The organism is Haloarcula japonica DSM 6131 (genome assembly GCF_000336635.1).
Taxonomy (GTDB): Archaea; Halobacteriota; Halobacteria; order Halobacteriales; family Haloarculaceae; genus Haloarcula; species Haloarcula japonica.
Genome location: NZ_AOLY01000018.1, coordinates 17,131 through 33,001 on the forward strand (window position 1 = coordinate 17,131; position 15,871 = coordinate 33,001).

Consider the following 15,871-nt stretch of genomic DNA (forward strand, 5'->3'; position numbering starts at 1 on the left):
GCCCACCCACCCGTATCAACAAATTCGTATCCGCCTGCGTTCGTCCGATCCACGTCATAACGGAACCGAATCCATGGGTCCTCCGTCGCCCCATCCCATTCACATTGATGTCCCTGAGAATTTGAAAACCCACTGGTAGTTTCTGGGGTGAGATAATCAGGAAACGAGAGAGTTAGTCCCCCTAAATCCGGGTGAACATCGTATTCGGCATACAGATGAACCGTCCCCTCAGAGTTGTGGTCGAGTTCCGCAGATAGTTTCTGGGTGAACGTTCGAGACATTGTAGATCAATTAGCGACTCGAATGAGGGTATTTTCTGCTGTATAATAAATCTGCAAACTCATCGGAGTGTGTAGATCGGGTATCGTTCTGCAGGGTTTCCTTTGGTGAATTGGAAGGCCATTCTTTTTAGGTATCGCGGAAGAGTTGTCGTTTAATGGCGATACACCCTGTCTTGGTCGTCGGCATCGGTAGAACGGGGTGTAATATCCTTTCTGCGGTTGACGAGGTTGTTACTGCGGAAGGGGTAGAAGATCGGTTCCAATTCCTCGCAATTGATTCGAGTAATCAAGATCTTCAAGCATTTGCCCCCGAATCTGCAACCACATACGAGCTAACAATCGATAGAGAGGCCTACAATTGCGCTTCTGAGAGTTTGGCCTATCTACAGAGAGAACCTGAACTTGTCCCTGAAGCAGGGACCTCCCGTCGACGTCCACTCGGTCGTTATCTAGTTGACTCCAATGCGGACTCTTCGAGCCTGTACGACTGCCTCTTGGACCAGATTAAAACTCTGTCAGAAATTTCTTCAGATCCTAAACTACGGCAGATATGGGTTATCAACAGCCTCGGGGGTGGAACAGGATCAGGAGCATTTCCACTCGTTACCTTGTTGCTCCAGAGGTGTAGCTCTGAAATCGAAGAAACTGTCGAGATATTCGGTATCGGCTCCTTGCCGAGATTAGATCGGTTACAGGAGCAAATCGATGTCCCTGATGGTGAACCCGTTCATTATGCAAATGCCTATACGGCACTTGCAGAGCTCCGGAGACTGATGGATATCGACGGGGAAACAATGTATCCAATTGAGATCGATATCGACTCTTCGCCGGCCAGCATTAGCTCAACCTCACTCTCGATCAATCAGAACCCATTTGAAGGATATTGGCTGCTCGGGTTCAACGAAGCAAACCGATTTCATAGCGGTGACAGTTCACAGATTAATAGGTTGGCAGCGCGGTTGATATTCTACCTAGCGTCAGCTGAAGCTAATGATTGGTTCTGTCAAGGCCATCTGTATTCCGTGGCCGGCGTCTCGGTTGAGATACCGATTGAAGAACTACAGCAGCTCTATTCCCTTAATCGGGAACTGGGCGGTCTTGATGACGAGCTTGGTACTCTTCGTAACCGGCGTGAATCCATTATCACAGCCGCCGAATGGATCGAGTCTCTACTACGAATGACGAGCCAAGTGTCTCCAGCTGATGGAAGTGAAACGGACCACTTCGGTGGAACTGCCGAGTCACTACCGATCGATGAGAATCTAAAATCCGACTGCATGGACCTAATTTCAGTAATTTCTGGTACCTCCGAGCCGGACAGTTCTCGAACGGATGTATTTGAGAATCGGGTCCAAAATCTCGTGCAGACAAACCGAGAGCGGATCCCGGATGATGTTCCTGCAGAACCTGCGATCAGGTTTCTCTGTGCCTCTCTGCTACGGAAGCAAATCAGACAAGAGATTGCAACCCATCCACTCCCCGGCTACTTGCGCAAAGTAGGAAATAAGTGGTTCTCGGACGAGATTGATGAAACCCCCCAACCTGAGATAGTGAGTCAATGGAACTCTCAGGACGAGAATTTTCAGGAGTGGTATGAAAATCTACTTATTAGGCTTCAGGAACAGATGGAAAATCTTCAGGAACGAGTCTCTAATTCCCTCATCCCTCGCTTTGTCTCTGATTCAGGCCAACAATTAAACGAATTCGAAGACGATGTGAGACGTGCTGAGCGATTCGTTGCCGAATTCGAGAATCTACGTGATTTTGAAGCCTATCTCCATACTCAAATAGAAGAAGTTCGTCATCAACTCAAAGAACAGCGCCGTAACTTGGAAAAGAAGGCCGAAGACAAGCAAGAGGCCTGGGAAAAAGCACAGCAGCGGTGGGCCCGTCTTTCGCAACAACGTTCTCAGCTGGAATCCTCGATGGAAGAACTAACCCATCAGGAGGGACGTGTCCGTGTACCACTCCAACTTGAAGAGGACGCCGCAGACAATGACCTACGAAATTCGAATTTTAGCTCACTACTATCCAAGGGGGTACTCAGCAAGCAAGATTTGAGAGAATCTCTCGAAAAAGGGATAGCGTTACTTGAGGAGCCAGTAGAAGATCTGGCGGAATCACAGTTCGGGAAGACGACCGGCCGGCTCGGTATTATCGCAGCGGAAGACGACCATAGCCTTCTCAAAGGATTGCTATTGAATGGGGAGAAAAAATCGGGGTCTCTCCGGCGTGAACTCTACTACCAATTCAAAGATATCGATAATTTTGTCACCGGGAAACAGTCGAGTTCCCTCTCTCTTTTAGGATTCTACTCACCTGTTTCACTACAGTACACGAGTGAGTTCGGCACGATTCATCAGTACCACACTGATCCAGAATCTGATGTCTCCTCCCTTCTTGGGTCAATTTTTGACTCGGACTTACAGGAGCGATTCGCGTATCCAGAATTACTCAATCGACCAGACTAATTGGCTCTGCGAACTCTTATTTCTCAGACAATCTATTCTTAGATAAGAAATAAACCGCGTGATAGCGGGGGCTTATCGAGGACGTACAAATGATTCACTGGTAACGGCCGATCTTACAAAATGCACTTGCTATTGCTTCACAACCGATGTGTGAGGCTTAGCTAAATACGAATGGACTACTGAATTCTCCGAATAGGCCACGTCACACTTGGGTTTCATATCCCATCCTTGTAATGTAGCTCGTAGAGGTACTTATGTCGACAGAGTCCTCCGAAGGTGACAACGGGAGAACGCTACTATCGAAGCTGAGAGCGACCGGAACGCCGCCGAGATCACCGGCGGGGACGTTAATAGTCGAACGGTTCGCACAGATGGTCGGAATCACCGATATCACATCTCGTTATGATGCGTACCTGTACCTTGTCGTAGGTACGCTCCTCGGTGGCGTGGTGTCTTGGCTGTTCTCTCCGCAGTTCTCGATGACAGGGGCCGGTACACTCCATCCGTGGTCGGTGACCTATCACGGTTCTCTCCTGTTCGGGCTGTTCCTCACAATGCAACTTCGAGACTGGTACCAACAGGGAATTGATGATCTTCAGGTCGTGCCTAGTGTAAGGGATCGGTTTTTGCCGCTGACACCACCCTCGATTCGATGGGGGATTTATGTTGCCGGCCTAAGTCTCCACTTTGGGTACTTTGTGGGAGTCGGAGAGATCTCAGGCGTCTATGCGTTCGAAGGAATGCTGAGCGGTTCCATCAAGTATTTATTTGTCATCCCGTTTATATATCTTCCAGTCATCGCCGATCTTCTCACCACATTTGTCGGTATACATATGATGTTACCCTATCGGATCCACGACGAAGCGATCGATCTAGACTTCGCAGATACCATTAATTTCCACGGTCTCCGGCCAGTCGGGCAACTGATCAAACGAGGGACTCAGACCTACTTCGTAGCGTTATTGTTGTTCACTTTGTTTTTCTTGCGAAAGGTCTTCCCGATCGCAGAAGTTACTGGTGGGCGATTTGCTCTATCCGGTGGAGCGTACACCCAGCCATCGGATATGGTGTTCATTTATCTCTTCTTTGCTTGGGTCATAGGGATCCTATTCTTCGTTGTCCCCGTTGTGTGGATCCACCGGTACATGCGTCACCAAAAGCAACAGGCCCTCGAAGAACTACATGCCGATATTGAGGTTTCTGCCGTCCGACTAAAGGACGTCACAACCAGACCCGAAGACCAACAGGAGTTCTTCGACTCGGTGTACCTATATACGGCACTCGACCGAGTTGAGAACGGACATGAATACCCAATCGACTATCGGTTGCTCAGAGGAGTTCTGCTAATCGGGCTATTACCCTTGGTGATCAATTTAATCACGTACATTTTGACGACGTTCGTTCTCCCAGGTTGATCCAAAGACGGACTGGATTTGTATTGTGTCGTCCGACGCGTGATCAAGCTAGTCGGCGTCGGTATCATAGTCTGTAGCCATTCACGGGTCGAGTCGACCTGCGGTGGTTTCAACGTCCTACCGAGTTGCATTTAGGCCTGAAAGAGATAATCCTATTTTCAAGCTCGGTCAACCAGTCATCGGCCCGGAGTAGTGTTGACTTCAGGAGGGCCAGCTTCCGGTCACACTACCCTACGGTCTCATAACTCTACGAGGATTTCAACAGATCCGACCAGTCTCATAAAACGTAGCACAGGCAGTTTCCTCACGTGCCAAACACAGGTCTCGAAGTAGGAAGTGAAAGAAATTTATTTAAAACTCATGTCCGAGGGGTTCCAATATGCGCAGAAATCCGTTTTCCGGGCGGCGGACCACCATCTTGGCTATTCTGATCACTATAATCGTCCTCACAGCCGACGCCGGCATCGCTAGTGCTGCTGTGAGTGGTTCGTTCTCGAGTTCTTATGACGGATGGAACGATGGATCGAGCTCCGACGCCCGTGGTCACGAAATTCAGGTCACTGGAACGATCGAAGTCACTGGTGATAGCGCAGTTAATCCCCGAATCGTGATTCAAGGTGCCGACAACACAGTCCTCGATCAGAGCTCTGTTCAGGTGTTCGTCGAGGGGGACCGGTCCATCAACTTCGATAGATCAACGCGAGAATCTGCAGTGGTCTATCGAGCTGACGAGGTCCCTGCAGGTACGACTCTCCGAGTCGAGTACAGAACCTACTATATCGGCGGGGCCGACTCAGGGGACGTTACAGTCGGGGAAGTCAATTTCAATTACGAAACCCCAGGCGGGAGTTCCCAACAAGAGTCATTTTCGACCCAGAACGCACTTGAAAACCGCCCCGAGAATGTGATCGATAGCTTGGAACAGCAGACAGACCAAGGCGAAACCCTTTCGACTGCCCAAGAGATCCTCTCTTACGTCGGAATCCTCGCAGTCATCTTCGTGATTCTGAAGCTAGGACTTTCGCTCGTTCGCGACGGAGAAGACGACGATATAGACATCTAACCGTCGGTTTACACCCGAACTTCACTGAAGAGGGGACCAAGATGACCAAAGCAAAATGCCAGAAGGAAAGGACGCATCCGATGTTTACGGTCGAGACGGACCTGCAGGACACGGAGCGGGTCTGCTGCATCGGGCCCGAGACAACGGGAACGAAGGAGGTCACCGTTACCAACTATAAGGGCTATCCGATCTACATTGACCTCCATCTGCAGAGCCTGAATGGGTGCCTCGAGTTCCTCGATTCGGGCAAAACGGAGTACCATGTGGCACGGAAAGTCCTCCCACCTGCGGAGAGGGGAAATCCGACCCGGAAGACCTTCGCTCTCCAAGTGTCACAGTATGCGGAGGCACTCGATGCCGAGGACAGTATCCGCGTAAATCTAACGTACTACGACCGCGAGGACGCGCTGGAGGAGTCGAAGAACGACTCCATCCCCGAGGTGTTTCCCGAGGTCGAACTGGTCTGATGATCGGCGAGTTGGCCTCGCTCGTCGTCCAGACTGCTCCCTTCGTCAGCATCGTCATCCTCGAACTATTGCGACCCGGATTCAACCGACGACTCGATTTAGTCCTCGAAGAATACGACGAGGTTACGCTGTTCGATGAGCGCCAAAAGACCGACATCGAACGGTTCGCCGCATATAGTTTCGACTACGAGAATGCGATGGAGCATCTCGAACTCACGCTTCTGGCACTCATTGTCGTCTTTGTGGGGAAACTCATCGCCGCGAACGCTCGGAGGACACTCGTTCTTACTGGCATCCTGTTCGTCGTTTCTGCGCTGGTGATAGTGGCCGTCCGGTACCGGACCCGGTCGTACTTCGAGGCACTCTCACCGGATCGATACTGGGTCGAGGGACAGATCGCCGGACATCGGTACGGGAAACTGGTTGTGGTCGGGAGCAACCTGCTGGTAATCGTGTTGATCGTCGTCAGCGAGGTGTTCTGAGGGGTATCAGAAAGCAAGTGCGTCAGGCATGCCTAGGCATCCTGTTCTGGGTAAGATCTTGGTCAACGTGTTTTACCGAGCTGATATTCCTCAAGGACGAATCGTGTGCGCCCCATCAGTTTCTCTAGAAGATCGGTGGACAGCTCGTTTCGAAGCGTCTCCGCAAGAAGGTCGGAGACTGCCGACTCCGCCGTCTCTGATTCCGTTGTAACTGAGACTTCGAAGACTTCCTCTTGCCCGGGGTCGTCTCCCCACCGAATCTCGAAGTCAGGTCCCTCTATCACTAGGAACCGACAGGCGTCAGGGAACCAGTCGGCGGGTTCGAGTTTCTTGACAGTTCCTGTCTCGCGTTCGACCTTGTCGTCGGAGGTCTCCCAGTTCGCCTCCATTGGGGCCGTGTCCGTGATGTCGAACATGCTGGTAATAGTCTCAACCAACTTAGTCGGTCTCATGTCTGTGGTCCACGTCGTGGACACTCTCGCGCCGTAGTCACGGATCCTGACAGTTCGTTCGTCCGCTGCGTAGATATCGATCTCGAGCCGGTCATCGGTGGTGCGGTTGACATCTGTCGTAATTGAACCATCTGTGTCTTCGATGTTCGACAGGATATCGGGCTCGTCAATCGTGGGGGAGTCGTCGAGTACGATTTCTCCGATTCCAGGGTTGATCTCGCCGATATCCTGATCAATGTCGACAGATTCAGCGTCAATATGGCCAGCGGCGACACTATCCATGAGTGCCGCTTCGTCCGTCGCGGAGAGGGTCGATTCGGACGGGAGCACGTCGATGTCGATGCTCCGTTGTACCTCTTGCATCGTCTCCACGTCGAGGTGGTGCTGTGCCATCTGCTCCTGTAACGTTTCTCGGAGGGCACCAACGTCGGTCTCCGCGTCGGCAACGATGTTCGCGATATTAGACTCGTTCTTATCATGTCGTTCCAAGAGCTCCCGGATTCCCTCGATAGTGATCAGAGTGGCGAGAATGACGCCCTGTTTCCGGTACCTCTTTTCGATGATCTCGTACCTTCGCTTGGTGAGTTTAGCTTTCTGTGCGAATTCCTCGCGCTCGATGTCGTTAGCACCGGCCCCCTGATCAAGGAGTCGTTTGTATTTGTTCTCGTACTTCTCCAGTTCTTTCTCGAGGCGGGTTCGTTCCTGGCTGATCCGAATCTTGTCTTCTCTGAGTTCTCTGTCGCTGTAGAATTCTGGGTCGAAAAGTGACTCGTGATCATCAGTACCGAACGTCGATTCAATCAAGTCGGTGACACCCATGTCAATCCCGTGCCCTGTTGTTAGACTTTCTCAACGAGCGACAAAGACGTTTCCCCCTCTTCATATCGCGAGTTTGGAGGAGAGTAGTCGATGCTCACCGCGCCATCCGCCGACTGATCATGAACCGAGGAGTGGAAGGCGGATTATACCTGTGGCAGCCCCGTCGATGGTGAAAAGGTGACCGAGGATACTGGCCCGTCTGACCAACGCAACAACGAGAGACAATTTGGAGATATATTGATATAGGATTTGGATGGCCACCAACACTTAAGTCGAATTCGGGCTACGGTGTTCTTATATGTCGGATCCGCTACCGACGTTTGCTATTGGCGTCGGACAGGCCGGTATCGCCATGATGAACACGCTCGCAGAGACGGTTGAGCGAAACGAGAGTGAGGAGTTTTTCGATTACTTTGCCATCGATACTGACGGGGATACGCTCAGTAGCGTCCCACCAGGTACGACTCGAGTGCGTCTCAACGTTTCTGATGCCCACCTTGACGAAGATATGGCTACCTATCCATATCTGACGGAGGATACGGAAGTGGGTGGAAAGGGGGCAGAGCGTCAACGTCCCGTCGGCCGGTACAAGCTCGATAGCCGGGGGCACGAGACGTTCGACGATTACTTCGAGTCATTGTGGTACGATATCCTCGAACACTACCAGGAAGTCGACTACACCTTCCGGGAGGATCGGGACTCCTACAACATCTTCCTGCTCCACTCGCTCGGTGGCGGCACAGGGAGCGGAACCTTCTCGCTGCTCTCGGCGATGCTGAATCGGATCGCCCAGCGCATCGAAGATCAGAACGACAACGTCGACGTGTATGTAGGCGGTGTCGGTGTCGCTCCACAGGTCGACTTCGACCCCGAAGTCACGGATCCGCCGGGCGAAAAGATGTACTATCCCAATTCCTACTCTTCGCTGAGTGACCTGAGTAACCTGCTTGATGCTGACGACGAAGCACTCGATATCCCAATTTACTCAAAGAGTTTCGGTCAGGGTGGAACCCTCTCAGACATCGACGAACGCGTCGAAGAGTCGTTCACGGGCGACGCGATTCCCATCGAGCGAATCCCGTACAACGATTACTGGCTGATCGGTGTCGATGAGAACCTCATCACCAGTGGTACCGGGACTGACTTTATCGAGGGCTATCGGGAGCAGATCAACCGGCGAGTGGCAGAGAGCATATATGCACTCTCTGAGATGGAACAGTCCGTCGAAAATTGGTCCAGCCGGGCCAAAGGGACGGCACCACTCGGAACAGTAGGCCATGCCCAGCTTCAAGTCCCTCACGAGCAGGTGCGTGAGTTCTGCAAGATGAAGGACGAGCGTGAGGAGAAGAAAACGCTCGTCACGGAGACGATCCCGAGCCAGCTGGAGGACCTCCGTTCAGAGAAGAACGACCTGGAGGAGATCAAGCAGGACCCGACAACGGTCAACGAACATCTCGACGACGTCTCCGACTGGCAGCAGAACTTCCGTGGGCGCTTCGAATCGCAGCTCGGAGCCGGCAACGCCCTTGTCAGAAACAGCACGGCGGAGGACGTCGAACGCGTTCTCGATGCTATCGAGGCGGAAGCAAGCCCGGATGAACCGGAAGAAGAGGGTGAAGAAGCGTCGGACGAACCGGAGGACATCGACGACATTCGTGCTGACCAGCGGCCAGAGTTGCTTCTACTCGCAACGGAGATTCTGGAGGAGATGCTTCAGACGCCGAATGCTGCGCCCGCTGTCGAAGACCACTGGGAAGAAATCGTGTCGAGTCAGTGGCGGACCTACGACATGGCGGATCGGACCAAGTTCGGGGGCAGTGCTACGTCGACTCTCGAAGGGAAGGTGGAGGCACTCAAGACCTTCTACGACGAGAAAATCGATGAATTCCAGGAGGAACTCGAGAATGTGGATCTCGGGACGATCGGACAGGTTCAGGAGTTCTTCCCGCCATGGCATCCCCTGACCGAAAGCGATCGTGAAGCAGCTGAACAGAAGCTCGATAAACTGCGCGAGAGTCGGGATGATCTTCTTGAAGCAGATGGCCGGTATCAGCGGGTTCAGGGGATGAAAGAAGCCGTGCAGAGCCGTCGCAATCGAGCGAAGAACCTCCTCGACGACAAAGTCAGTTCGGTGAACTCGCTGATTACTGCACGTGAGTCGGAGAAAGAGGAGGCGAAGAATCGGATCGAAGCACTCGACCGATCTATTGAACAGGAGAAGGACGAACTCGCCAGCGAGGGGACCGGCAAACGTCTGGGTATCTTCCCGCTCCGTCGGGACATGCTCGATGACGAGGAGCTAACTCTTCAGCGGGTCGATGACGAGCTCAACAGTCTGGACGATTACGTGACCCAGGGCTTCATCGACGAACGGAAGGTCCGAAACGGCATCAACCAATGGCTCAGTAACGCCACGAGCTGGGAAGAGCCGGTCTTCGACATGAACTACTCGGAAACCGACCGGGGGGAAGAAAAGAACCCACGACAGGAGATGTGGCTTCTGTACCACGAGGACAACGAGCAGTATGCTGTCGAAGGCGTCGACACTATGATCGGGGGTACTACCCGGCGGTCGGGAAGCGACAATATGATCGACTATATCAACGATCCCTACTCTATCTCGTTTGTTTCCTTCCATAACCGAGGGCCAGTAGAGGCGCTCACCCTCTATCAGCGGCTTCGTGATATGGCGGATCGAGGGCAACTCGATCCAATGGCGGGGAAGTATCGGGACTACCGACAAGCATTCGCGTACCCTGAGTGGTACGACCGAAATATTCGCCTAGCATTCCAGATCAAGTCGCGAATCGAGATCCCACGGCCGCCAGAACTAGATATAGGCCGAGTGAAGAAGTCTGAGATGAGCGAGGGCGAAAAGAAGAACTTCATCAAGCAGACCGGGTTGGATACCTATATGTGGCGAGGGACGATGTGGGAAGACTACGAATTTGGTGACGAGGATGAAGTCTTCGATGGGTGGGATCGAACTCTGGAGGGAATCACATTTACCAGTCTTCAGCAGGCTACCCCCGATCCCGACCTGAAAAGTCGGTGGTTGGCCGGACAAGCCGACTGGGAAGACATCCTCCAAGCGTACCAAGAGAATTTAGAGGATAGGGAGCAGCTCCAGATCTCATTCGAATAAACAATCCAGCAACGACTGTTTGACGGGACGGATCTCTCCACCGGGATGAGAGATCGCAATTCTCAGGAATCCCTTGTGACCCCCTACTATGGCCGCTTACGGTCGTCGAACGCCGAATCCCGTTCTCGTTCTCTCATTACCCACCCCTATCCAAGGTAATCAGCGAAAGTGACCATAGAACTTTTTCAGTGGGCTTCTAATCTGCAAACGGCCATGGAAAAGTATCATAATTTGGTACAGAGAATTCTTAGAGGCGGACATTACAAGAAAAATCGCACAAAAGTCGATACAATAGCGGATTTCGGCCACCACTACGAAATTAATCTAGCAAAGGGATATCCCCTATTAACTACTAAGAAGATGGACACTTTCCGGTGGGATTCAATGCTCCATGAGCTCGTCTGGTATTTATCTGGAGACCATCATGTCCGCAAGTTGCGTGAAAAAACAGCGATTTGGAATTCGTGGGCAGATGAAGATGGAAACCTTCCAAGCGCCTATGGGAGATTCTGGCGTCGTTTCCCAATACCGGAGAACAAAGCGCAATTACCAGGGGAAGCATGGGCAAGCGAAGAGTCTCCCTGGGTTCAGCGTGATGATGAGACGGGTACACTGGTCTTCGACCAGTTGGGTTACGTAGTGGATACACTCAAAGGAAAAAACCCCGATCGAGACCGTCATTCCCGGCGGCTGGTCGTATCAGCGTGGCACCCAGCAAACACGGGACCCTCAGCACTCCCCCCCTGTCATTATACCTTTGTCATCAATGTCCAGGCAGGGAAGCTGAATTGTCATCTCACCCAGCGATCCGCAGATATTGCTTTAGGTGTCCCATTCAATATTGCGGCCTACGCGTTACTGGCACGAGTTCTAAGTGAGGTGACTGATATAGCTCTGGGAAAGTTTTCGCATACACTTGTGGACGCCCACATTTATTGTGGACAAGAGGAACGGGGCGAGTGGTACTCTGAGAACCTAAGCGAGTTTCAAGATCACCTCGCTAACGTGAATAGCAAAGAAGAGTATCGAAGTGTCCGGAACTGGGTTTTAGAAAACGCTCCCCCTGAGCAGACAACAGAGGTTGACGCAGGTAGTCACAATTACGGCTATGACCATGTTCCCGGCCTCCTTGAACAACTGGCTCGGGATCCACTTGATCGGCCCAGAGTGGAACTTGATATTGAGTCCCTCGGAGAGTTCTCTTATGAAAATGTGACCCTTCAGGATTACGATAGCCATAGTGATTTGAGATTTGAAGTTGCAGAATGAACCGTGAGAGAACTATGGACCTCGTAATTATCGCTGCAGTAGCTGATAACGGTGTTATCGGTCACAACGGTGAACTTCCATGGCACTATCCTCAAGATCTGAAACATTTTAGAGCCGAAACCATCGGGAGCCCGGTTATTATGGGGAGAAAGACGTTTGAAAGCATAGAGAAGCGTCTGGGTCAACCACTTCCGGAACGGAAGAATATTGTCCTAACCCGCAACGGAGTATCTTCGGACCAAGAGAGAGTGATAGAGGTAGGGAGTATTGATGAGGCCCTTGAAGAGGCAAAAAACGAGAGTAAGGAACAGGCCTATGTCATAGGTGGTCGATCGACTTATGAGGAATTTTTAAATCGAGGAATAGTAGATTACTTACTTATTACGCATATTCCTAGAAAATATAATGGCGATACGCAGTGGCCCGGTCCCGATTTCTCGGAACTTGATTGTATAGATTGTCGGAATATTAGTGAAGCGCTGGTTGTTTCAAAATACAGGATCAACCCGTAGTGGAAATTAAGAAAAGAACCATACAGTTAGCCAAAGTCGCCTTACCCTCTCAGTTGTATTTGCTTATCTTCGTCCGCTGTCTGAAGAATCGGGGCATAGTCATAGAATATTAGCAACTATTCCTCTCTTACAGAAGCCCACTCCTCTCGAAGTAGGTCTTCTAAAGTCTCCTGCTCCTCAGTACTTAGATTGATACCATAATTCCCAAGAATCTGCTCCAACTCGTTCCGAGCCGTTTTAATCCGGAGTTCTTTATTGTGTGATAGAGCATCGCACATCAGTCTCCGCTGTCTCTCTATCTCGTCCACCAATTGGTTCACAAAAAGATCAAATGGACTTAGCCTGGCCAATATTACAGCATAATGGTTCTTTTTTGGTATTATTCCCTCCGATTCCAATTTCCGGTAAAATCTATCCCCTCTCACATACTTGATGCTTAGAAGAAAGAGTCCGAGCGTAAAGGGGATTGCCAATATCACTTTCGTATTAATCACTAAACCTATAGTATTTAATAACAGAAGAATGCCGTTAATTTCAACTAAAGTGTCGCGATCTATATCTGAAGAGAGGGACATTAGTTAAACGCTCTTCTCCTTAATTATTCTATCTTATTAAGTAACTCTGCGTACTTCTCTTCAAGCTCCTCAATTCGCTCAAGAAGAATTTCTCGGTCCCGTCTAGCTGCTGACTGAACGTCCTTTTCTCTGAATCGTGGTTCAGACAGATTACGCCCATCTTCAAGTGTTTGTTCATCCAGAGTCGTGGTCACCGAAACATATTCGAAAATCACATAGGCAATAATATCCCCCTCTTGGATCTCAATGCCTGCATCTTTTTTTCCAGTATTATTACCGGTTTTTTTGCCATCTCTTGGTTCAGTTACTCTACTTTCTTTTTTATTGTTAGATATTGCAATACGCAACGGTTCCCCTCCTTGCCAGTTTGTATCAATTGGCCCAGTCCCAACATCTTGTGCACCTCGTACAAAACTGTTCGGGGGATAAATACGGCCAAAAATGCGGATTGGATACTCTTTACCGATTTCACGAGTTGTTACGTCTTCTTTAGTAAGGAATAATTTGGTTTCTCCCGGGCGGATAGTCGCTGTAGATTCCTTTGTTCGTTCATAAGTAGAGTTCCCCTCAATAGTTTTCGTTCTCTTTTCAGTTATCCCGCCGTATCTCAAGGGCACCTTAATATCCTCGAACGGAGCGTCTTCATGAGCATTCTTCACCAATCCTTTCTCAATATAAAACTCCAGTTCTTTACCGGACAGGACGTTCATGGTTGTAAGTGATAACAGACCCAACCCCCAGAAACATAATAAGTGTTCCGGGAAATTAATAACCGGATGGCAAACTATTTCCTGTCTTTTCTACCTTGAGAGGTCACCGCTCTTGGGGACAATCTGATAATCGAGACGATTTAATTAGAACCCATCAGTATCATCAGGCGTGGAGTCTGTTTCTTCTTCAATAAATTCAGGGTCATTCTGAAGCCTTGTCGCCTGTGGGCCCAACTGATTTTGATATTTGGACTCTCGGCCGTGACCATACGGGCGCTCAGCGGGTGTTTGGAGCTTCTGGAAACTCAGTTGTGCAATACGCATATCAGGGTGCAGGGCAACCGGGGAATTGCCTAGATTAGAAAGCTCAAGTGTAAGTTCCCCTTTAAAACCGGGGTCGACGACGCCGGCTGTCGCATGGACAACCACGCCCAGACGACCCATAGAGGACCGCCCATTCAAGTGAGCAACGAGATCGCGCGGGATCTCAACTCGTTCCCTTAGCGTCCCAAGCACAAACTCACCCGCGTGAAGGATGAACTCACCATCCTCCTCAATATCAACTTCCGTGGTGTATTTTTCCGGCATTTCATCAACCGTCGGGTCCACACACGATATATTACCGTTATTAAAAGTTCGGAACTTCTGACCGAGACGGACATCCACCGTTGCCGGTTGAATCTGGAGATCAGGATCAGCCAGCGGTTCGATTACCAGATCTCCGTCCTCTAGCCTGTTTTTGATATCGACATCGGAGAGCATCATTGTTGTCCAATTCGATTGGGCGCACACTCATAAAGTTGCCTACCTCTGGGCGTAGGTAGTAGGCCAAAACGGCAGTTGGATTCGGTTCTTTCGGCCCACGCGTTTAATAACAGCAGAGCCTGTAGACACTATCCATAGCATGTTCACAATAAAGGACGCGATCCATGATCATATTGATGTTAGCGGTGTCGCAGCCGATCTCCTCGATACACCTATTGTACAGCGACTAAGACGGGTCAGACAACTGGGAACTGCCTCCCTTGTATATCCCTCCGCCAACCATTCTCGATTCGAACACAGTTTGGGCGTATATTACCTTGCAGATGAAGTAGCGAAACATTTAGATCTCGACGAGAATCACGCAGAGTGTCTTCGGGCTGCCGCCATATTACACGATACCGGTCACGGGCCTTTCAGCCATGTCACCGAGCCGGTATTCGAGAGGCATCTCGGTAAAGATCACGACGATATTTATAATCTACTTTCCAATAGCCAAGCTCGTGAGATTCTTGAAAATCACGGGATTAATTTTGAATATATCTCAGAATTAGTTGGCGGAAATGAAAAATACGGGCAGCTGATTGCTGGGGATCTTGATGTTGACCGTATGGACTATCTTGCTCGCGATGCCCATCACACAGGTGTTCCCTACGGAACGATTGACCACGAACAGCTGATACGGTCATTAACGTTTATAGATTCACAGCTAGTGATCAAAGAAGGAAATATACAGGTTGCAGAGAATGTCCTGACCGCCCGTGCCCTAATGGATCCAACAGTCTATCATCACCATACCGCACGGATTGCGGAATTAATGCTCCTCCGAGCAACAGAGCGCCTCATCAAGGCGAACGAACTTGCACCAAAAGACCTGAGGAGGATTGATGACTATGATCTTATAACAACTCTCCGGAGCCATCCAGAAACCTCCAAAATGGCTACACGCTTGGACAACCGGAATCTGTTCAAGCGAGCTGTATGGCTTGAAACAGACGCAATTCCAGAAAGTCTTAGAGGTTTTAGTTACCAAGAGATAATCCAATTTGAGCGAGAAATAGCTCAAGCTGCTGGTATTAATCCGGAGACAGTATTGATAGACATCCCCCACAAAATGGGGCTCCCAGAATCAGAGACACAGATAGAAAAAAATGGGGAAGTCACTCTCCTTCGGGAACAGTCACAGATCATCGGAGCATTAGAAGGGGCTGTCAAGAATCAACGGCGCTTGGGGATTTATACTGAAGAATCCAGTATATCTGCTGTCAGAGAAGTCGCAGACGACATACTGGACATCAAGATCAATGGAAGGTACGTCAAAGAACGTGAAGGAGATAGTAATTCATTAGTCTAAATCTGGAGAATTGCAACTGCTGCCTCAACGATACCGGGGGTGAAGCCACACCAGTCGCTGCCTGATTTTGTGTTCCCACACAGTCTCAGAAGTC

Annotated in this window: 13 protein-coding genes; 9 read left to right on the forward strand and 4 right to left on the reverse strand. The window is 50.4% G+C overall.

Features of this window, described 5'->3' with window-relative positions:
- Window positions 1-436: 436 nt before the first annotated feature.
- The 5 genes from C444_RS07665 to C444_RS07685 all read left to right on the forward strand — a co-directional run bounded on the left by C444_RS07665 (window position 437) and on the right by C444_RS07685 (window position 6,179).
- Window positions 437-2,752 (forward strand): tubulin-like doman-containing protein, encoded by a 2,316-nt coding sequence (locus C444_RS07665; RefSeq protein WP_049909265.1) that lies wholly within the window; start codon window positions 437-439, stop codon window positions 2,750-2,752.
- A 254-nt stretch (window positions 2,753-3,006) separates the two neighbouring features.
- Window positions 3,007-4,167 carry a hypothetical protein gene (locus C444_RS07670; RefSeq protein WP_152420782.1) on the forward strand — a complete coding sequence of 387 codons (1,161 nt, stop codon included), beginning with the start codon at window positions 3,007-3,009 and terminating at the stop codon, window positions 4,165-4,167.
- 379 nt (window positions 4,168-4,546) lie between these two features.
- The gene (locus tag C444_RS07675) at window positions 4,547-5,230 is read left to right on the forward strand and encodes a hypothetical protein (protein ID WP_004592062.1); all 684 of its coding nucleotides are present in this window, start codon (window positions 4,547-4,549) and stop codon (window positions 5,228-5,230) included.
- 41 nt (window positions 5,231-5,271) lie between these two features.
- On the forward strand, window positions 5,272-5,697 hold the full coding sequence (locus C444_RS07680) for a hypothetical protein (protein ID WP_049909266.1): 426 nt from the start codon (window positions 5,272-5,274) through the stop codon (window positions 5,695-5,697).
- On the forward strand, window positions 5,697-6,179 hold the full coding sequence (locus C444_RS07685) for a hypothetical protein (protein ID WP_004592066.1): 483 nt from the start codon (window positions 5,697-5,699) through the stop codon (window positions 6,177-6,179). The genes C444_RS07680 and C444_RS07685 overlap by 1 nt, the downstream gene beginning before the upstream one ends.
- A 62-nt stretch (window positions 6,180-6,241) precedes the next feature.
- Here the strand turns inward: C444_RS07685 and C444_RS07690 are convergent, their stop codons facing one another.
- Window positions 6,242-7,450, reverse strand: a complete 1,209-nt coding sequence (locus C444_RS07690; RefSeq protein WP_004592067.1) for a hypothetical protein — start codon at window positions 7,448-7,450, stop codon at window positions 6,242-6,244.
- A gap of 298 nt (window positions 7,451-7,748) precedes the next feature.
- Between C444_RS07690 and C444_RS07695 the strand changes: the two genes are divergently transcribed.
- The 3 genes from C444_RS07695 to C444_RS07705 all read left to right on the forward strand — a co-directional run bounded on the left by C444_RS07695 (window position 7,749) and on the right by C444_RS07705 (window position 12,376).
- Entirely contained in the window at window positions 7,749-10,595 is a 2,847-nt protein-coding gene (locus C444_RS07695) for a tubulin-like doman-containing protein (RefSeq protein ID WP_004592070.1), read from the forward strand.
- 213 nt (window positions 10,596-10,808) lie between these two features.
- A complete protein-coding gene (gene thyA, locus C444_RS21050; protein ID WP_004592072.1) occupies window positions 10,809-11,864 on the forward strand; it encodes a thymidylate synthase in 1,056 nt (351 codons plus the stop codon).
- A gap of 14 nt (window positions 11,865-11,878) precedes the next feature.
- On the forward strand, window positions 11,879-12,376 hold the full coding sequence (locus tag C444_RS07705) for a dihydrofolate reductase (RefSeq protein ID WP_049909271.1): 498 nt from the start codon (window positions 11,879-11,881) through the stop codon (window positions 12,374-12,376).
- A 116-nt stretch (window positions 12,377-12,492) separates the two neighbouring features.
- On the opposite strand, the gene C444_RS07710 is transcribed toward C444_RS07705, so the two are convergent.
- The 3 genes from C444_RS07710 to dcd form a co-directional block, all read right to left on the reverse strand.
- Window positions 12,493-12,951, reverse strand: a complete 459-nt coding sequence (locus C444_RS07710; protein WP_004592076.1) for a hypothetical protein — start codon at window positions 12,949-12,951, stop codon at window positions 12,493-12,495.
- A 23-nt stretch (window positions 12,952-12,974) separates the two neighbouring features.
- Entirely contained in the window at window positions 12,975-13,661 is a 687-nt protein-coding gene (locus C444_RS21715) for a hypothetical protein (protein WP_004592078.1), read from the reverse strand.
- Between the two features lie 144 nt (window positions 13,662-13,805).
- The gene (gene dcd / locus C444_RS07715; RefSeq protein ID WP_004592080.1) at window positions 13,806-14,426 is read right to left on the reverse strand and encodes a dCTP deaminase; all 621 of its coding nucleotides are present in this window, start codon (window positions 14,424-14,426) and stop codon (window positions 13,806-13,808) included.
- A gap of 139 nt (window positions 14,427-14,565) precedes the next feature.
- Here dcd and C444_RS07720 point away from each other — a divergent pair, with 139 nt between their 5' ends.
- Window positions 14,566-15,777, forward strand: a complete 1,212-nt coding sequence (locus C444_RS07720) for an HD domain-containing protein (protein ID WP_004592082.1) — start codon at window positions 14,566-14,568, stop codon at window positions 15,775-15,777.
- Window positions 15,778-15,871: the final 94 nt, after the last annotated feature.